Source organism: uncultured Oxalicibacterium sp., from assembly GCF_913776015.1.
GTDB lineage: Bacteria > Pseudomonadota > Gammaproteobacteria > Burkholderiales > Burkholderiaceae_D > Oxalicibacterium.
Window position 1 is genome coordinate 87,719 of sequence record NZ_CAJYMD010000001.1, and the last position, 18,125, is coordinate 105,843.

The window sequence follows — 18,125 nt, forward strand, 5'->3', positions numbered from 1 at the left end:
GTGATCATTGCGAGTTCCCATGCCACAGTCCGACATCCGCGCCGTACTCAAAACCCTTGCATCCGCCACTTTCCTTTTCGCTACTGCCAACACGGCCCACGCCGCCAGCGATCTGGCATTGCCTGCCTACAATTGGGCAAAAGATGCAGCACTACAAAACAACCCTGGCCTCGATGACGATCCGCTGAGCGCCTTCCGCGTCGGTAGCGAAATCGACGTCTGGGCCCGCATCCGCAAGGGTTTCGGCATTCCTGATCTGGTCGACAACCAGTTGGTGAACAACCAGACGACCTGGTATGCCTCGCGCCCCGATTACATCGGACGTACCACCAAGCGCGCTTCGCTGTACCTGTACCACGTGGTCGAAGAACTCGAAAAACGTGGCATGCCGACTGAACTGGCATTGCTTCCCTTCATCGAATCGGCATTCAACCCGCAAGCCTATTCCTCGGCCAAGGCCGCCGGCATGTGGCAATTCATCCCTTCGACCGGACTGGATTACAACCTCAAGCAGAACATGTTCAAGGACGAGCGCCGTAGTGTGCTGGCCTCAACCGATGCTGCCCTGAACTATCTGGAAAAGCTGTATGGCATGTTCGGTGACTGGCAACTGGCACTCGCCGCATACAACTGGGGCGAAGGCTCGGTCATGCGTGCGATCAAAAAGGCGGAAGCAGCCGGGACCGGCACCGATTACACCAGCCTGTCGATCTACATGCCGGCTGAAACGCGCAACTATGTGCCCAAGCTGCAGGCCGTCAAGAACATCATTGCAACCCCTGATGCCTATAACATCGCATTGCCCCGCGTGGACAACCAGCCGTACTTTGTCAGCGTCGCCAAGACACGCGACATCGATGTCAAACTGGCGGCACAATTGGCAGAACTGCCGATCGAAGAATTCAAGGCGCTGAATCCGCAATTCAACCGCCCGGTCATCACGGGCAGCAGCAATACCCAGATTCTTCTGCCGCAGAGCAACGCCGACAAGTTCAAGGCTAATCTGGCGAACTGGACCCATGCCCTGTCTTCATGGACAGCGCACAAGATTACCGGCGCACGCGAGCGGATCGAAACCATCGCCGCACAGTTCAACACCACGCCACAAGTCATTCGCGAAGTGAATCACATCCCGCCGAAGATGGTGTTGAAAGCCGGCTCGACGATTCTGGTACCGCGTACCGATGCCAAGCAAAAAGACATCACTTCCGATATTGCCGATAGCGCCGTGCTGGCCATGGCACCCGAAGCGTCCGAAGGTCGCAAGCGCAGTGTCGCAGTCAAACATGGCGATACGCTCGCCTCGCTGGCCAAACGTTACAAGGTGAGTGCCAGCCAGATTCGCGAATGGAATAATCTGCGCAGCGACAAGCTGGCCGTAGGCAGCAAGATCGAATTGCATACGCCGGGTGGGGGCAACCGCAGCACCAGCACGCGCGTCGCAGCCAAGTCGCCTGCAAAGAGCAACAACAAAGCCACCGCATCCAAAGCTACCGTCAGAAAGGTGGCAGCCAAGCCATCCGATACACGTGTGAAAGTCAGCCTGGCTTCGACGAAGACGGCTTCACGATAAGACGCAAAGATATTTTGCGTCTCCACGCTTCAGAGTTGTGATGCGTTTCAGTCGAGAATCTAAACACCGCATAAAGCAAAACGCCGCTACGCAATGCATAGCGGCGTTTTGCTTTTAACAGCGTGACCGTATCTCAGATCGCTGTATCGGTACGATCATCCTGACGCGCAACACCGGCATAGACCGATGCTGCCAACAGTTTTTGCGTATAAGCCTGTTGCGGCTGCGCGAGCACTTCGGCGGTTTTTCCCTGCTCTACCACCTTGCCATCCTTCATGACCATGACGCGGTGTGCCATGGCGCGAATCACGGCCAGATCGTGGCTGATGAATAGATAGGCAATACCGTAGCGTGCCTGCAAATCCGCCAATAGACGCAACACCTGCTGCTGCACCGAGACATCCAGCGATGAAGTCGGCTCGTCGAGCAAAATCAGCTCTGGCTTGAGTACCAGCGCACGCGCTATCGCAATCCGCTGACGCTGCCCACCAGAGAATTCATGCGGATAGCGCGATATCAAAGCTGGCGACAAGCCAACTTCTTCCAACGCCTGCGCGACTGCCTGGCGAATTTCTGCCGCACTTGATTGCGGCTGATGCAAGGCTAGCCCTTCGCCCACAATCTGCTCGATCGTACGACGCGGCGATAGCGAGGCAAACGGATCTTGAAACACCACCTGCATGCGCGCCCGCAATGGACGCAAGGCATTGCTGTGTAAACGTGAAATATCCGTATCGCCAAACGTGATGCGACCTTCTACAAGTGCTGCAGATAACCGCAACAATGCCAACCCGAGCGTGGATTTCCCCGAACCCGATTCGCCAACGATGCCCAAGGTCTCGCCACGTGCCACCTGCAAGTCAACGGCATCGACCGCAACGAAGGGCCGCGAGCGAAACCACCCTTGCCTGATATCGAACACGCAGCGCAGCTTCTCGGCTTTCAACAACGGCTTGGCATCCAGCGTATCGACCAGTTGATGCGGCTGGCTGGCGAGCAGCTTTTGTGTGTACGCCTCACGCGGGTTGGCAAACAGATCGGCCGTGGTTGCAGTCTCGATCAGGCGCCCTTTTTCCATTACGCCAACGCGGTCGGCAAAATGTCGAACCAGATTCAGATCGTGCGTGATCATCAGCACGGCCATGTTCTCTTCACGCTGTAACTGATTCAGCAATTCGACGATCTGCACCTGAATCGTGACGTCCAGTGCGGTAGTCGGCTCGTCCGCAATCAGCAGACGCGGCTTGCACGCCAACGCCATCGCGATCATCGCACGCTGACGCTGCCCACCCGACAACTGGTGCGGATACGACAGCGCGCGACGTTGCGGCTCGGGAATACCGGTCTTGTCGAGCAATTCGATGGCACGCAATGCAGCCGCCTTGGCACTCATGCCTTCGTGCAGCATCAGGACTTCGGCAATCTGGTTGCCGATCGTATAAAGCGGGTTCAGAGCCGTCATTGGCTCCTGAAAGATCATGGCGACTTCCTTGCCGCGCACGGCACGCATGGCCCTCTCGCTGCGTTGCAGCAGATTCTCGCCGTCGAGCAAAATCGCACCGCCGTACTGCGCATCCTGATTCAGGCGCAGGATGGACAAGGCCGTCACCGTTTTGCCCGATCCCGATTCGCCAACCAGCGCGAATTTCTCGCCTGCCGCAATCGAAAAACTCACGTCTTCTACGACACGGCTGCCATCGAAGGCAACCTGCAGATTCTTTACCTCCAGCAGACTCATGCCTTTCTCCGCACATCCAGCGCGTTGCGCAAGGCATCGCCAATATTGGTCAGCAACAACAGCATCACGGTCAGCACCATGAAAGTGGAGACGGCAATCCACCATGCATCCAGATTGTTCTTGCCCTGCGCCAGCAACTCGCCAAGGCTGGCCGTTGAGGGAGGCACGCCAAGGCCGAGAAAATCCAGACTAGTCAACGCGAGGATGGCGGCACTCATGCGGAATGGCAGAAAGGTGACCACCGGGGTCAGGCTGTTCGGCAGCACATGACGCCAGATGATCTGGCCATTGGATAAGCCCAGCGCGCGGGCTGCCTGCACGTATTCGAGATTGCGGTTACGCAGGAAATCCGCACGCACGTAATCCGACAAACCCATCCAGCCGAACAGGGACAACAGGACGAGCAACAGCCCGATGCTGGGCTGAAAAATCGAAGCGAAAATGATGAGCAGATACAGCTCGGGCATCGCGCCCCAGATTTCCATGAAACGCTGGAAAAACAAATCGACGCGACCGGCGAAATATCCCTGGATTGCGCCCGTCACCAGACCGAGCAGCACGCCCGTAATCGTCAATGCAAAACCGAACAGGACGGATACGCGGAAACCGTACAGCAGGCGTGCTACCACGTCGCGCCCGCGATCATCGGTCCCCAGCCAGTTCTCGGCGGAAGGTGGGGCAGGATTGGGCGACTCGGCAAAATAGTTGAGCGTGTCGTAACGGTAGCGGTTAAGCGGATAGATCGCCCAGTTGCCGTCTTTTTCGAATTGCTGCTCGATGAAAGGATCGAGATAATCGGCCGGCGTCTCGAAATCGCCACCGAATTTCTTTTCCGAATAATTCTGCAGAATCGGGAAGACCAGTTCACCGTTGTACTTGGCGACCAAGGGCTTGTCGTTTGAAATCAATTCAGCGAAAAGACTGATCACGACCAGAATACTGAACAGGATCAAACTCCAATAACCACGCCGATCACGCCGAAAACGCAACCAGACGCGTCGCCACGGTGATACCGATGACGCCGCCTCGGTTGGCGGCGTGGAAAGTGGCGGCAAGGATGCAGCGGCGCTCATCGGTTCAGGCTTTCGAATTGCAGGCGCGGATCGGCCCAGACATAACAAAGATCGCCAATCAATTTGACAACGAGCCCGATCAGCGTGAAGAGATAAAGCGTGCCCATGACCACCGGATAATCGCGCCGGACCACGGATTCATAAGAAAGTAGCCCTAGGCCATCCAGCGAGAACAGGGTTTCGATCAGCAAACTGCCGGCGAAGAAGGCACCGATGAATGCTGCGGGAAAACCGGTCACCAGCGGGATCAGTGCATTGCGGAACACATGCTTGTACAGCACCGCCCGTTCGCTCAAGCCCTTGGCACGCGCGGTCAGCACGTACTGCTTGCGTATCTCTTCGAGAAAGGTGTTCTTGGTCAGCATCGTCATGACGGCAAACGAACCCGCGACCGATGCGGTGACAGGCAGCGTGATGTGCCACAGGTAATCGAGCACCTTGCCCATCAGCGACAACTGCTCCCAATCATCCGAGGTTAGGCCGCGCAAGGGAAACCATTGCACGAAGCTGCCACCGCCGAAAATCACTAGCAGGAATACGCCGAGGATGAAGCCAGGAATCGAATAGCCGATCAGTACCAGCGCACTGGTCACGGCATCGAAACGCGTGCCTTCACGCACGGCCTTGGCAATACCCAGCGGCAGCGAAATGAAATACGTCAGGAAGAAGGTCCACATGCCGAGCGTAATCGACACCGGCAGTTTGGAAACCACAAGCTGCCACACATCCATGTGGTGATAGAAGCTCTTGCCCAGATCGAAGGTCGCAAAGCCTTTCAGCATTTGCCAGAAACGCTCGCTGGCCGGCTTGTCAAAACCATACAGCGCCCTGATCTCCACCACGCGCTCGGCATCCACACCTTGGCGCCCACGATACTGCGATGCCCCACCGCCACTCGCCTCGCCGGCCCCACCGACTGCCTTCATTTCCATCAATGCCTGCTCGACCGGACCGCCCGGCACGAACTGGATGACGGCAAACGTGATGGCAATCACGCCAAACAAGGTCGGCAGCATCAGCAACACCCGCTTGAGGACGTAAGTCCAGATATTCATTGCGCGCTCCTCATCGCGGTTTGACCTGCCACCAGGTCGACAGCACATACGGATTGGCCTGGTAGTACAGCGGCAAATTGGCCGGCATGCCGAAACGGTTGCGATAGGCGATCCGGTGCGTCGAGGAATACCAGTGCGGAATCACAATGTACTTGTTGAGTAATACACGATCCAGGGCACGCGCGGCAGACTCGAGTTGCGGGCGCGTATCGGCCTTGACGAGCGCTTCGACCAGGCGGTCGATTGCCGGGTCCTTCAAACCCCAGTAATTGCTGGAACCCTTTTCATCTGCGGCCTTGGAACCGAACATGTCGAACAACTCGTTACCCGGCGTGCTGACATCGGGAAAGCGCAGGCTCGTCATATCAAAATCGAAATCGTCCATCCGTTGCTGCAACAGGGCAAAGTCGGCCGTGCGCTGTGTCACCTGAATCCCCAGCTTCTGCAAATTGCGCACATAGACGCTGATGACGCGAGACATCGACGATTGGTCGTCCATGATCTCGAAAGCAAATGGCACGCCCTTCTCATTACGCAAGGCCCCATCGCGATAAGTCCAGCCTGCTTGGCGGAACAATTCGACCGCCTGCAGCAGATTGGCACGCAAGGAATGCGGTGCATCGGTATTCGGCGGCACGGGTGCTGGCCCGAAGACTGCGGGATCGAGTTTGTCGCGCAACGGTTCCAGCAATGCCAGTTCACCTGTCGATGGCATACCCGTCGCCGCCATTGGGCTGTTATTGAAGAACGAGTAGATGCGCTTGTAGGCACTGAAGAACAACTGGCGATTCATCCATTCGTAATCGAGCGCCAGTCCCAGTGCCTGCCGCACGCGCGGATCCTTGAATTGATCGCGCCGCAAATTCATGATGAAGCCTTGCATGCCAGCGCCATTGCCGTGCGCAAACTCGCGCTTGATCAGTTCGCCACTATCGAACTTGCGACCGACGTAACTGCGCGCCCAGTTCTTCGCAATCATCTCGACCGACACATCAAATTCGCCCGCCTTGAACGCTTCCAGTCGCGCGACATCGTCCTTGTAGAAGCGATAGTTGATACGGGCAAAATTGAACATGCCCTTGCGCACCGGAAGATCCTTGCCCCAGTAGTCAGGGTTCAAGCGATAACTGATGGAGCGCCCGATATCGTAACGATCGATCAGATAGGGGCCGCTGGCAATCGGTGGCGTCAGCTGGATGCGATCGAATTCCGTCCCTTGTGCCCACTTGCGCGAAAACACCGGCACACCGCCAACGATCAAGGGCAACTCATGATTGCGCGTCTTGAAATCGAAGCGCACCACGCGTTCGCTGACGACCACCACGCCTTTGACATCGGCGAAGATCGACTTGAACTGCGGCGCACCCTTGCTCATCAGCGTATCGAACGAATACTTCACATCGGCAGCCAGTACGGGATCGCCATTATTGAAGCGTGCTTTCGGATTCAGATGAAAGGTCATCGAAAGGCGATCCGATGCCAGTTCCATATCATCGGCCAGAAGGCCGTACATGGTTGCGGTTTCGTCGGCAGAACCGGTCGTCAGCGTCTCGAACATCAGTTCGGACACACCGGCCGCGGCGACACCCTTCAGTGAAAACGGATTGAACTTGTCGAAACTGGTGCGGCGATCCGGATTGGCGAGAAACAGTTCGCCCCCCTTGGGGGCATCGGGATTGACGTAATCGAAATGGGTGAAGCCAGCCGGATACTTGGGCGTGTCGTAAAGAGAAAATGCGTGAGCGGCATAGGCGGCCGAGCCATGAGAGAAAAGACAGGCGAGCAGAACAGAGAAAAAAGGCTTGGTCATGCGCGTGAAGATCACTTCCTGGTTGCTTCTGTCAATGAGAAAGGCTACGAATCGGGCGCCAGTTGGGCTGCCGGCTATTCTACAGCGGCCCGGCTGCGAGATGCATAAGGAGCAAGAATGCGGCCACAAAATGCATGCCGCGCCGCGCCGGAAACCTGCAAATGAAAAGTCTTCGCAACAAGACACCTATCCGATGCAAAAGTTGCCCTCGCCCGCTGCAACCCCTACAATCCTGCCCATTCCACAACATTTGGCTGAATTCTCGGAGTCGTTCATGGCATTCCTGCAAGGCAAAAAAATTCTGATCACCGGTTTGCTGTCGAACCGCTCCATCGCATACGGCATTGCTACGGCCTGCAAGCGCGAAGGTGCCGAACTCGCCTTTACCTACGTTGGTGAACGCTTCAAGGATCGCATCACCGAATTCGCCAACGAATTCGACAGCAAGCTCGTTTTCGAGTGCGACGTAGCCGAAGATGCGCAGATCGAGGCATTGTTTGCCGATCTGGGCAAGACATGGACCAAGTTCGACGGCTTCGTACATTCGATCGGTTTTGCTCCACGCGAGGCGATTGCCGGCGATTTTCTCGAAGGTCTGTCACGCGAAGGCTTCCGCATAGCGCACGACATTTCTGCATACAGTTTCCCGGCAATGGCAAAGGCTGCTGCGCCTTTCCTCAACGAGGGTGCCTCGCTGCTGACACTGAGCTACCTCGGTTCGATGCGTGCCCTGCCCAACTACAACACAATGGGTCTGGCGAAGGCATCGCTGGAAGCCAGCGTGCGCTATACGGCGGAATCCCTGGGTCCCAAAGGTGTGCGCGTCAACGGTATCTCGGCCGGCCCGATCAAGACACTGGCCGCTTCGGGCATCAAGGATTTCAGCAAGATCCTCAATTTCGTCAAGGATCACGCACCGCTGCGTCGTAACGTCACGATCGAGGATGTCGGCAATACGGCCGCTTTCCTGCTGTCGAACCTGTCCGGCGGCATCACGGGTGAAATCACCTATGTCGATGGCGGCTTTTCGCACGTGGTCGGTGGCATGGGCGGCGAATAAACCGCCAAGGCTTGGGACTTAATGAATAGCGGTGGCAATACTCACCGCTTTTTTTGTATCAACCGTTTTGTCTACGAAGAACGACACTTGTCGTTTCTCTTCGTGCCAAGACATGCCCTTTCCAACATCGCCTCGACAGGCGCCCCTGTTCTGTACTACAATGTCGGCTGTTCATCGCTCCGCAACGAGTGCAGTGAACATCGCAGCATCGCGAACCGTTAGCATTAACGATAAAGCCATCCCGCCCCTCTGGTGTTGAATCATCCTACACCGTCCCGGCGCAAAGCTTTTGTGCCGAAATTTCCCTGATTTCTCAGCTGTTTCGTTGGTTGGCCTTGCATTTTTCGCGCTACATCGAGAACTGTCCGCTTGTTGTCGGATGCCTTGTGTCGCGCTGACATATACGAAAGAAAAGAATGACATTTGAATCACTAGGCCTGCATGCTTCCATCATCAAGGCTTTGACCGAATCCGGCTATACCTCGCCGACGCCCGTTCAGGCGCAGGCAGTTCCTGCCGGTATCGAAGGCCGCGACATGATGGTCTCGTCGCAGACAGGCTCGGGCAAAACCGCAGCGTTCATGCTGCCAGCCCTGCACAAGTTCGCCGTTCAAGCCGACGAACAGGCACCTATGGGCAGCCGCACGCCCAATCAGGAAATGCAATCGGCACGTTCGCGTGGCGAGCGTCCGCGTTTCCGCCCTGCGCAACCAAAGATGCTGGTCCTGACGCCAACACGTGAACTGGCATTGCAAGTCACGACCTCGACCGACAAATACGGCGCCTTCATGCGCCGCGTAAAAGCCGTGTCGATTCTCGGCGGTATGCCTTATCCAAAACAGATGCAACTGCTGTCGCGCAATCCGGAAATCCTCGTGGCGACACCTGGTCGTCTGATCGACCATATGGAATCGGGCAAGATCGATTTCTCGCAATTGCAGATTCTGGTACTCGACGAAGCCGATCGCATGCTGGACATGGGCTTCATCGAAGACATCGAACGCATCGTCGCCAAAACGCCGGAAACCCGTCAGACCATGCTGTTCTCGGCAACGCTGGACGGCGTCGTCGGCAACATGGCCAAGCGCATTACCAAGGATCCGCTGATCATCCAGATCGCTGGTTCGGCAAGCAAGCACGAAAATATCCAGCAATGCGTGCATTTCGTTGACGATCTGTCGCACAAGAACCGCATGCTCGATCACCTGCTGAACGACAGCACGATGGATCAAGCTGTCGTGTTCACGGCGACCAAGCGTGATGCGGACACGATCGCTGATCGCCTCAACATCGCCGGTTTCGCCGCTGCAGCCTTGCATGGCGACATGCATCAGGGTGCGCGCAATCGCACATTGGATGGCTTGCGTCGCGGCCAGATTCGCGTACTGGTTGCCACCGACGTTGCCGCACGCGGCATCGACGTGCCGGGCATCACGCACGTGGTCAACTACGATCTGCCGAAATTTGCCGAAGACTACGTCCACCGCATCGGCCGCACCGGCCGCGCTGGTCGCAAGGGTATTGCGGTTTCGCTGGTCAACCATGCCGAGACAGTCAACGTCAAGCGCATCGAACGCTTCATCAAGCAATCGATTCCGGTCAGCGTGATTGAAGGTCTGGAACCGAAACGTACGGCTTCTCCAGCACGTTCGCATAAACCAGGTGGCTGGCGTCCAGGCGATGGCCGCGGCGGCAAACCAGGTCAACGCACGTTCAGCAAGCCGGGCAATGGTCCGCGCCACGAAGGATCGGGATTCGGCAAGGGCCCGCGTCCGGCGGATGGCGGTCAGCGCCGTTCGTTTGGCGAGCGTTGATAGCTGCTTCCTACATAAAAAAAACGGGCCGATCGGCCCGTTTTTTTTTATGTCTGTGCGACTTGCGTAACAGTTGTAAGCAAGTTTTCGGATTACGCTCAAGCGCGCATCGTTTTCCTATACTGCACCCATACCCCTTACGGAGCGCCATCATGAAAAAAACAAGTGCCGCGTTGTTCACCGCCCTGCTGCTTGGCACGGCAACGCTGATACCAATCCAAGCCAGCGCGCAGGTCAGTATCAATGTCAATATCGGTGCAGAACCACCGCCACCGCGTTATGAACGCGTACCAGGCCCGCGTAAAGGCTACGTCTGGGCACCAGGTTACTGGAACTGGAACGGACATGGTCACGTATGGGTGCCCGGATACTGGGTGAAAGCACGCTCGGGCTATGTCTATGAAAAAGCCCATTGGTATCAGGATCGGGGCGGCTGGCATCTTCGCAAAGGCCATTGGAAAGAGGACCGCCACCATCACGGCCACAAGCCCAAGAAACATGATCGTGGGCACGGCTATCACTGTCCACCGGGACAAGCCAAGAAAGGTCATTGCTGACCAAGGCACGCTCCATAGCCATCCCGGTGGAGATGGCTACCCTTGTTACAGGCTGACCGCCAGATGATCGACAAACGTCCTGACCTTGGCGGAAAGATGCTTGCGACTCGGATATAAGGCATGGACTCCCAGCTCGGCAGGCGCGAAATCGGGTAATAGCTCGACCAGCCGTCCTGCCGCAATATCATCGCCGACGATGAATTGCGGTTGCCAGATCACGCCGGCGCCGGCCAGCGCCGCCACGCGCAGCATGTCGCCATTGTTGGCACGCATCGGCCCGCCAATACGCACATGTTCCTGCATTTTCCCCGTTACGAAAGTCCACTCGTCGCCAGTGCTCGCATAGCTGTAATTGAGACAAGCATGCATAGCCAAATCTGCCGGCTGCATCGGCTTGCCATGGCGCGCAAGATACGCAGGCGCCGCACACAGGACGATGCGCTCCGTTGCCAGGCGACGCGCGACCAAACCGGATTCCGGCAAGGCACCGATACGAATCGCCAGATCGAATCCCTCTTCAATCAGATCGACCCGCCGATCCGCCAGGGCAATATCCAGATGAACGTCTGGATGCTGTTGCATGTAAGACGTCAACAACGGCGCGATGCGAATCGTGCCGTATGAAACCGGTAGCGCCACCTTGAGCGTACCGCGCGGCACGGTAGTCAATTGTGCGGCCGCCTGCTCGGCCTCTTCCACATCGGCGAGTATCTGCACACATCGCTCGTAGTACACACTGCCGGACTCCGTCAGGCTCAGGCGACGCGTTGTGCGATTGAGCAGCCGCGTACCCAGATGGTCTTCCAGTATCGCCACGTATTTGGAGGCCACCGCCTTCGATAGATCAAGCCTCATCCCTGCAGCAGTGAAACTCTCGGTTTCAACCACGGCAACAAAGGTTTTCATGCAGGCCAGAATATCCATTGTCAATAATTTGAAGATAATTATTATGAATATACATTATTTATCAACAATTTAATGACGACTATAGTGGAGAAACAAGGAAAGGATTTGCATGACATTTGTCGTAACCGAACCCTGCATACGCTGCAAATACACGGACTGTGTCACGGTCTGCCCGATGGAATGTTTCAAGGAAGGGCCGAATTTTTTGGTGATTGATCCGGACGAATGCATCGATTGCTCGATGTGCGTTGCCGAATGCCCGGTCGGAGCCATCGTCGGCGATCGTGAGATTGCGCCGGAACAGGCGCATTTCATTGAACTCAATCGCCAGCTTTCGCGACATCCGGACTGGCAACGCCTGCGTCACAGCAAGGCACCATTGCCGGATCACGCACATTGGGCAACGGCCAAAGACAAACTGTCGGAACTCGTTTATCCAGAAAGGAAAGCATCATGAGCGCACACGATTACCGCGTCACCCTGGAATACCTGGGCGGCAAACATGCCGGCCCTGAAGCCCATGCACCTTTGCAATTCGATGCCGGTAACCATGACGATCTGTTCATGATCATCGAGCGCGCGCAAGCCGTCGACATCACGGACAAGGATGAAGCTGCCGCGTTGGCGCTCGGCTTGAAACTGTTTGGCGAGGTGATGCTCAAGCATCGCAAGGATCCGCTGTTCAGCCCCTTGCAACCCGCATTTGTGGAATTCATCAGCGCATTCAAACAACGCATCCGCGACGCGCTCGACGGCCAGCCCCAACCCTTGTCATAGGACGACATAAGCAAACCGTCTTGACGTCCTGACTGCTGCTTAGCGTTTCACTCACCGCCTCATTCGCTCGAGAACATCATGACCACGCATCGACTACCGACCTATTTCATCCCGCACGGCGGCGGCCCCTGCTTTTTCATGGACTGGCCCGGCGATCCGCACATGTGGGATCGTATGGCAAACTTTCTGCGTAGCGTGAGTCCATCGCTGCCCAAGCGCCCCAAAGCCATCCTGATCGTGTCGGGCCATTGGGAAGAAGCCGAATTCACTTTGGGAGCCACCACGCAACCTGGCCTGATTTATGACTACTACGGCTTTCCAGAGCACACTTATCAATTGGAATATGCAGCGCCAGGCGCCCCCGAGCTAGCGGCACGCGTGCAAACCTTGCTCACGACGGCAGGTATAACCGTTAACCACGAGGAAAGTCGCGGTTGGGATCATGGCGTCTTCATTCCGCTAAAAGTGATGTTTCCCGACGCGGACATTCCGGTTCTGCAACTTTCCATGAAAAAAGGATTAGATGCCGCCGAACACCTGCGCGTGGGGCAAACCTTGCAGACATTGCGCGACGAAAACGTATTGATTCTCGGCAGCGGCATGAGCTTTCACAACATGCGCGGTTTCAGTCCTGCATTCCGCGACGCTTCGGCACAGTTCGACGACTGGCTGGCCAATATGGCCACGCAGGCGGAAAACGCGCGGAATATGTTGTTGCAGGATTGGCAAAATGCCCCGCATGCACGACAGGTACAACCGCATCCCGACCATCTGCTGCCGTTGATGGTGGCCGCAGGAGCCGCTGGCACAGACACCGGAGTCCGTGTTTTTCAGGATACGGTGATGAACGTGGTGGTATCGGCCTTGGCCTTCGGCACAGGGAAAAATGCCACACAATAGGCCGCCAGGGCGCGTGCAGCTTGACATCAAGCAGGCACGCGCCTAAAGTAGCGGCATCATGTCCAAGACATCCATCACTCCCCGCATTACAGCGCCTGTTGCCACGTTCTCGCTGGCAGCTCTACCGCTATCGCTACGACTAATCTGATCGTAGCGTTCTGTCGTACCTCGCCGGTTCTCACTTGCCGGTTTCGTTTCCTCCAATCAGGCTGTACCGAAAACATGCATACCAAGGCCCTTTCTGTCATGCACATTGCCGGCAAACTCATTGCCAAGGTCTTTGCACGCACACGCGCCCTGCTGTCGCTACCGATCGGTGATCCGGCCTCGCGTTCCGTGGCAGCCGAATCGCCCTTCGCCACAGCCTCGATCTATTGAATACAACGACTTACTACAGAATACTCAGCAAGGAAAATCATCATGATGTTGAAGAACCCATCGACCAAATATCAGGCATTCCCGGTCATCAATCTCCCTGACCGCAGCTGGCCAAACAAAACCATCACCAAACCACCTGTCTGGATGAGCACGGACCTGCGCGACGGCAATCAGGCGCTGATCGACCCCATGGACTCTGCCAAGAAGCTGCGCTTCTTTGAAATGCTGGTTAAAATCGGTGTGAAGGAGATCGAGATCGCCTTTCCTTCCGCTTCGCAGACCGACTTCGACTTCTGCCGCAAGCTGATCGAAGAAAAACGTATTCCTGACGACGTGACCGTTGAAGTGCTGACGCAGGCACGCGAAGATCTGATCCGTCGTACCGTGGATTCGGTCACCGGTGCACGCCGCGCCATCGTGCACATGTATAACGCGACCGCGCCTTCTTTCCGCAAGATCATGTTCAACATGACCAAGGAAGAAGTGAAAGAGCTGGCCGTCAAAGGTACCAAGCTGATTAAGGAACTGACCGACGCACGTCCTGAAACCGAATGGGTCTACCAGTATTCGCCGGAAGCCTTCAGCATGACCGAACTGGATTTCGCCAAGGAAGTCTGCGATGCCGTTTCCGAAGCATGGGGTGCGACGCCGGAACGCAAAATGATCCTGAATCTGCCTGGTACAGTCGAAGTCAGCACACCGAACGTCTATGCCGATCAGGTCGAATGGATGCATCGCAATATTCAACGTCGCGATTCCATCATCATCAGCCTGCATCCGCACAACGATCGCGGTTGTGCCGTTGCTGCCGCCGAACTGGGCGTCATGGCCGGTGCGGATCGTGTCGAGGGCTGTCTGTTCGGCAACGGTGAGCGCACGGGTAACGTCGATCTCGTCACGCTGGCACTGAATCTCTACACGCAAGGCATCAATCCGGGTCTCGATTTCTCCGACATTGATGCAATTCGTCAGACAGTTGAAGAATGCAATCAGATTCCTGTACATCCACGTCACCCTTACGCTGGCGATCTGGTCTTTACCGCATTCTCAGGCTCGCATCAGGATGCGATCAAGAAAGGCTTTGCCAAGCAGCAGAAGGATGCGATCTGGGAAGTCCCTTATTTACCGGTCGATCCAGCGGACCTCGGTCGCAGCTACGACGCTGTCATTCGCGTCAATAGCCAGTCCGGCAAAGGCGGTATGGCGTATCTGCTCGAACAGGAATTTGGCCTCGTTTTGCCACGTCGTCTGCAAATCGAATTCAGCCGCGTCGTCCAGCGCGTGACCGATGAAACCGGCAAGGAAGTTGTCGCCGGCGACATTCACACCATCTTCAAGAACGAGTATGTGGATGCCGTCACGCCGTACCGTTACATCAGCCATCACATGCAGGACGATGGCGGTGACATCACGATCAAGGTCGATCTGCAAAAAGATGGCAAACCGCTGACGGTAACCGGCAAAGGTAACGGTCCAATCGATGCCTTCGTCGATGCCTTGGGCCTTGATGTCAAGATCATGGATTTCCATGAACACGCAATCGGCTCAGGTGCCGATGCCAACGCAGCCAGCTACATCGAGCTGCGCGTCAACGGCGGCCAGACGCGCTTCGGTGTCGGCATCGACAGCAACATCATGACGGCATCGTTCCGCGCCGTATTGAGCGCCATCAATCGCGATAGCGCCTTGAATGTGAAAGCTGCCTAAAGCCCATTCTGATCTTTTTGTAAAAGCCGCTGCAAGTTATTGCAGCGGCTTTTTGTTTTCTGCAGCCGGCCAGGATTTGCGGCAATGACACTGCAATCCCTCCATACAGGGACAACGTGAGACATGCGCCATCATTTTGCACTGGAAGTTAGGATGAGCAGGGATGAAAGAGTAAGATGTATTGCCCCAATACATCAAAATTCTATGCGCCGCATCGTCCTCATCCCACTGCTCATGCTGGTCGCATGTACCACGCTGGCAACTGCCCAGTTCAATCGCCTCTATGGCACTGCCGACCCTGCGCGATTTGACGAACCATCGCGGCCGCCAACTGGCCTTTCATACAATCAAACGATTCGTCCCATTCTCGATCAACGCTGCGTCGTTTGCCACGCCTGCTACGATGCACCTTGCCAGTTGAAAACCACGAGTTGGGAAGGCCTATCACGCGGTGCCAGCAAAACCACTGTCTATGACGCAGGACGCTTGATCGCCTCTGCTCCTTCACGCCTCTACATCGATGCAGAGAACGCATCCGAATGGCGTACCAAAGGTTTTTTTTCCGTGCTAAACGAGCATGAGCAAACGCCCGAAGCCAATCGTTCTGCCAATCTGATCTATCGCATGCTGATGCTGAAGCAGCAGCATCCCTGGCCATCGAACGATGCCACACTGGACAAACTCGATATTTCCTCTACACGCAGCAACATGTGCCCAGCTGGCGCCGAAATGGATGTGTACGAACAAACCGTCCCTCTCGGCGGTATGCCCTTTGGGTTGCCAGCACTGTCGCCAGATGAACAGCGCACACTGCTGCATTGGCTGGAACTTGGCGCGCCAGCTGAAAAATCGGCGGCCTTGCCAAACGATGTGCAACAGGAAGTATCAAACTGGGAACGCTTCTTCAACGGCAACGCCAACAAGGAACAACTGTTTGCACGCTATGCGTACGAACATCTTTTCCTCGCCCATCTTTACTTTGGCAACGACAAGCAACGGCATTATTTCAAGCTGGTACGCTCAACCACACCGCCCGGCCAGCCAATCCGCATCATTCCCAGCGCTCGTCCCGTAGACGATCCTAAGGTAAAACGCGTTTACTACCGCCTGACAGAAGAGCGCGAAACCATCGTCGCCAAGACACATCTGCCATATCGTCTTGATGCACAACGCATGGCGCGCTGGAAAACCTTGTTTCTTGAACCGAACTACTCGGTACAGAAGTTGCCCGGCTATACCGAGCGTACCGCCGCCAATCCTTTTGAAACCTATGCCGATCTGCCAGTCGGCGCACGTTATCGCTTCATGCTGGACGAGGCAGAGTTCACCATCATGGGTTTCATCAAAGGGCCCGTCTGCCGCGGCCAACTCGCACTCAATGTCATTCAGGATCAGTTCTGGGTGACTTTCATGGCGCCATCAGATGCATACGACAAGGAAGTCGATCGCCTGCTGCAGCGTAGTGCCGATCTCGCCAGTCTGCCGACAGGCAGCAGTACCAGTGGCATCCTTACACCTTGGCTCAAATATGGAAAGCTGGAAAACGAATATCTCAAGGAGCGCAGCAAGTTATTGAATAAAGCCATCCGGCAACCTACTGACTTGAATTTGAATCTGATTTGGGATGGCGACGGCAACAACGACAATGCAGCGCTGACGATTCTGCGCCACTTCGATGGTGCCAGTGTCGTCAAGGGCTTCATCGGCGAAACACCAAAAACCGCCTGGGTCATCGGTTACCCGCTACTCGAACGCATCCATTACCTGCTCGTCGCCAATTACGACGTCTATGGCAATGTCGGCCATCAGTTCAATTCGCGTCTCTATATGGATTATTTGCGTGCGGAAGGTGAATCCGGCTTCCTTATGTTTCTGCCGAAAGCCGAACGTATCGCCGTACGCGACGACTGGTACCGAGGCGATAGCCAATCAGTACGCGATCAAGTCTATGGCGGGCCATCGACTACGCTGGATACGGAAAGTGGCGTGCGTTATCAAACCAATCAGCACAAGCGGGAGCTACTGGAACTGATGCGCCAGCGAGTAGGCAAAGTCATCAATACCGATTTCGACTGGCAACGTCAGGCAACACCGGTACTGCACGCACCGCTACGCTCGCTTGCGGCAACGCATGGCACCGCGCTGCAATGGCTGCCGGAAAGTGCTGTACTCGTGGTGGATATGCCGAACGGTCAAAAGAAGACTTTCTCGCTCATGCGCAACACGGCACGTGCCAGCGTCTCGCATCTACTTGGAGAAAATCAATCGCTCCTGCCCAAGGAAGATACGCTGACACTCGCTACTGGGGTTGCATTTAGCTACCCAAATGCGTTCTACAACGTGTCGGCACGCGAACTGTCAACATTCGTGCAAACGTTGCAGCACCTGAAATCCGAAAAGGATTACGCCGCATTTACCAAACGCTGGGCCGTCAAGCGTGACAACCCGGGCTTCTGGGCCTTCAGTGATGCGGTACATGAACGTTATCGCAAGGAACAGCCAAATCAGGCTGGGATTCTGGATTACAACCGGATGGAATATCGATAACGAGGCTTGCCCACGCTTGGGGGGAAGTCCATAAAAAAACGCTGCCTATGGAATACATGGCAGCGTTTTTCACATCATGACAATCGATCGATTCACTCAATTACGCTTGTACACATCATCAAACCGGACGATGTCATCCTCACCCAGATACGCCCCCGATTGCACCTCGATCAGATGCAGCGGTAGCTTGCCCGGATTCTCCAGTCGGTGCGTATTGCCGATCGGGATGT

Annotated in this window: 16 protein-coding genes; 10 read left to right on the forward strand and 6 right to left on the reverse strand. The window is 55.9% G+C overall.

Annotated elements, in window-relative coordinates:
- Window positions 1–19: 19 nt before the first annotated feature.
- The gene (locus QZ725_RS00460; protein WP_293775480.1) at window positions 20–1,573 is read left to right on the forward strand and encodes a LysM peptidoglycan-binding domain-containing protein; all 1,554 of its coding nucleotides are present in this window, start codon (window positions 20–22) and stop codon (window positions 1,571–1,573) included.
- Between the two features lie 133 nt (window positions 1,574–1,706).
- On the opposite strand, the gene QZ725_RS00465 is transcribed toward QZ725_RS00460, so the two are convergent.
- Genes QZ725_RS00465 through QZ725_RS00480 form a run of 4 tightly spaced genes read right to left on the reverse strand, consistent with a single transcriptional unit; the run spans window position 1,707 to window position 7,249 of the window.
- On the reverse strand, window positions 1,707–3,311 hold the full coding sequence (locus QZ725_RS00465) for an ABC transporter ATP-binding protein (RefSeq protein WP_293775482.1): 1,605 nt from the start codon (window positions 3,309–3,311) through the stop codon (window positions 1,707–1,709).
- Window positions 3,308–4,384, reverse strand: coding sequence for an ABC transporter permease (locus QZ725_RS00470; protein ID WP_293775483.1), 1,077 nt, complete (start codon window positions 4,382–4,384; stop codon window positions 3,308–3,310). The genes QZ725_RS00465 and QZ725_RS00470 overlap by 4 nt, the downstream gene beginning before the upstream one ends.
- Entirely contained in the window at window positions 4,381–5,439 is a 1,059-nt protein-coding gene (locus tag QZ725_RS00475; RefSeq protein WP_293775484.1) for an ABC transporter permease subunit, read from the reverse strand. Before QZ725_RS00475 ends, QZ725_RS00470 begins: the two co-directional genes overlap by 4 nt.
- 10 nt (window positions 5,440–5,449) lie before the next feature.
- A complete protein-coding gene (locus QZ725_RS00480) occupies window positions 5,450–7,249 on the reverse strand; it encodes an extracellular solute-binding protein (protein WP_293775485.1) in 1,800 nt (599 codons plus the stop codon).
- Between the two features lie 274 nt (window positions 7,250–7,523).
- On the opposite strand from QZ725_RS00480, the gene fabI reads away from it, so the two are divergent.
- The 3 genes from fabI (at window position 7,524) to QZ725_RS00495 (ending at window position 10,680) form a co-directional block, all read left to right on the forward strand.
- Entirely contained in the window at window positions 7,524–8,309 is a 786-nt protein-coding gene (fabI, locus tag QZ725_RS00485; protein WP_293775487.1) for an enoyl-ACP reductase FabI, read from the forward strand.
- Between the two features lie 416 nt (window positions 8,310–8,725).
- Window positions 8,726–10,123, forward strand: a complete 1,398-nt coding sequence (locus tag QZ725_RS00490; RefSeq protein ID WP_293775489.1) for a DEAD/DEAH box helicase — start codon at window positions 8,726–8,728, stop codon at window positions 10,121–10,123.
- A gap of 152 nt (window positions 10,124–10,275) precedes the next feature.
- Window positions 10,276–10,680: a YXWGXW repeat-containing protein gene (locus QZ725_RS00495; RefSeq protein WP_293775491.1), complete on the forward strand. Its 405-nt coding sequence runs from the start codon at window positions 10,276–10,278 to the stop codon at window positions 10,678–10,680.
- A gap of 45 nt (window positions 10,681–10,725) precedes the next feature.
- Here the strand turns inward: QZ725_RS00495 and QZ725_RS00500 are convergent, their stop codons facing one another.
- Entirely contained in the window at window positions 10,726–11,586 is an 861-nt protein-coding gene (locus tag QZ725_RS00500) for a LysR family transcriptional regulator (protein WP_293775493.1), read from the reverse strand.
- A gap of 109 nt (window positions 11,587–11,695) precedes the next feature.
- On the opposite strand from QZ725_RS00500, the gene fdxA reads away from it, so the two are divergent.
- The 6 genes from fdxA (at window position 11,696) to QZ725_RS00530 (ending at window position 17,895) form a co-directional block, all read left to right on the forward strand.
- Window positions 11,696–12,043 carry a ferredoxin FdxA gene (fdxA, locus tag QZ725_RS00505; protein WP_293775494.1) on the forward strand — a complete coding sequence of 116 codons (348 nt, stop codon included), beginning with the start codon at window positions 11,696–11,698 and terminating at the stop codon, window positions 12,041–12,043.
- On the forward strand, window positions 12,040–12,363 hold the full coding sequence (locus tag QZ725_RS00510; protein WP_293775495.1) for a DUF3861 domain-containing protein: 324 nt from the start codon (window positions 12,040–12,042) through the stop codon (window positions 12,361–12,363). The genes fdxA and QZ725_RS00510 overlap by 4 nt, the downstream gene beginning before the upstream one ends.
- Before the next feature lie 78 nt (window positions 12,364–12,441).
- On the forward strand, window positions 12,442–13,263 hold the full coding sequence (locus QZ725_RS00515) for a class III extradiol ring-cleavage dioxygenase (RefSeq protein ID WP_293775496.1): 822 nt from the start codon (window positions 12,442–12,444) through the stop codon (window positions 13,261–13,263).
- A 222-nt stretch (window positions 13,264–13,485) separates the two neighbouring features.
- The gene (locus QZ725_RS00520; protein ID WP_293775497.1) at window positions 13,486–13,641 is read left to right on the forward strand and encodes a hypothetical protein; all 156 of its coding nucleotides are present in this window, start codon (window positions 13,486–13,488) and stop codon (window positions 13,639–13,641) included.
- A gap of 42 nt (window positions 13,642–13,683) precedes the next feature.
- Window positions 13,684–15,348, forward strand: coding sequence for a 2-isopropylmalate synthase (gene leuA, locus QZ725_RS00525; RefSeq protein WP_293775499.1), 1,665 nt, complete (start codon window positions 13,684–13,686; stop codon window positions 15,346–15,348).
- A gap of 204 nt (window positions 15,349–15,552) precedes the next feature.
- Window positions 15,553–17,895, forward strand: coding sequence for a fatty acid cis/trans isomerase (locus QZ725_RS00530; protein WP_293775500.1), 2,343 nt, complete (start codon window positions 15,553–15,555; stop codon window positions 17,893–17,895).
- A 96-nt stretch (window positions 17,896–17,991) separates the two neighbouring features.
- On the opposite strand, the gene QZ725_RS00535 is transcribed toward QZ725_RS00530, so the two are convergent.
- On the reverse strand, window positions 17,992–18,125 hold a 134-nt coding region (locus tag QZ725_RS00535), incomplete at its 5' end, for a hypothetical protein (protein WP_293775510.1).

Coding starts and splice junctions, on each gene's coding strand:
- QZ725_RS00460 (WP_293775480.1), top strand. CDS start 20: ATGCCACAGTCCGACATCCGCGCCGTACTCAAAACCCTTGCATCCGCC.
- QZ725_RS00465 (WP_293775482.1), bottom strand. CDS start 3,311: ATGAGTCTGCTGGAGGTAAAGAATCTGCAGGTTGCCTTCGATGGCAGC.
- QZ725_RS00470 (WP_293775483.1), bottom strand. CDS start 4,384: ATGAGCGCCGCTGCATCCTTGCCGCCACTTTCCACGCCGCCAACCGAG.
- QZ725_RS00475 (WP_293775484.1), bottom strand. CDS start 5,439: ATGAATATCTGGACTTACGTCCTCAAGCGGGTGTTGCTGATGCTGCCG.
- QZ725_RS00480 (WP_293775485.1), bottom strand. CDS start 7,249: ATGACCAAGCCTTTTTTCTCTGTTCTGCTCGCCTGTCTTTTCTCTCAT.
- fabI (WP_293775487.1), top strand. CDS start 7,524: ATGGCATTCCTGCAAGGCAAAAAAATTCTGATCACCGGTTTGCTGTCG.
- QZ725_RS00490 (WP_293775489.1), top strand. CDS start 8,726: ATGACATTTGAATCACTAGGCCTGCATGCTTCCATCATCAAGGCTTTG.
- QZ725_RS00495 (WP_293775491.1), top strand. CDS start 10,276: ATGAAAAAAACAAGTGCCGCGTTGTTCACCGCCCTGCTGCTTGGCACG.
- QZ725_RS00500 (WP_293775493.1), bottom strand. CDS start 11,586: ATGAAAACCTTTGTTGCCGTGGTTGAAACCGAGAGTTTCACTGCTGCA.
- fdxA (WP_293775494.1), top strand. CDS start 11,696: ATGACATTTGTCGTAACCGAACCCTGCATACGCTGCAAATACACGGAC.
- QZ725_RS00510 (WP_293775495.1), top strand. CDS start 12,040: ATGAGCGCACACGATTACCGCGTCACCCTGGAATACCTGGGCGGCAAA.
- QZ725_RS00515 (WP_293775496.1), top strand. CDS start 12,442: ATGACCACGCATCGACTACCGACCTATTTCATCCCGCACGGCGGCGGC.
- QZ725_RS00520 (WP_293775497.1), top strand. CDS start 13,486: ATGCATACCAAGGCCCTTTCTGTCATGCACATTGCCGGCAAACTCATT.
- leuA (WP_293775499.1), top strand. CDS start 13,684: ATGATGTTGAAGAACCCATCGACCAAATATCAGGCATTCCCGGTCATC.
- QZ725_RS00530 (WP_293775500.1), top strand. CDS start 15,553: ATGCGCCGCATCGTCCTCATCCCACTGCTCATGCTGGTCGCATGTACC.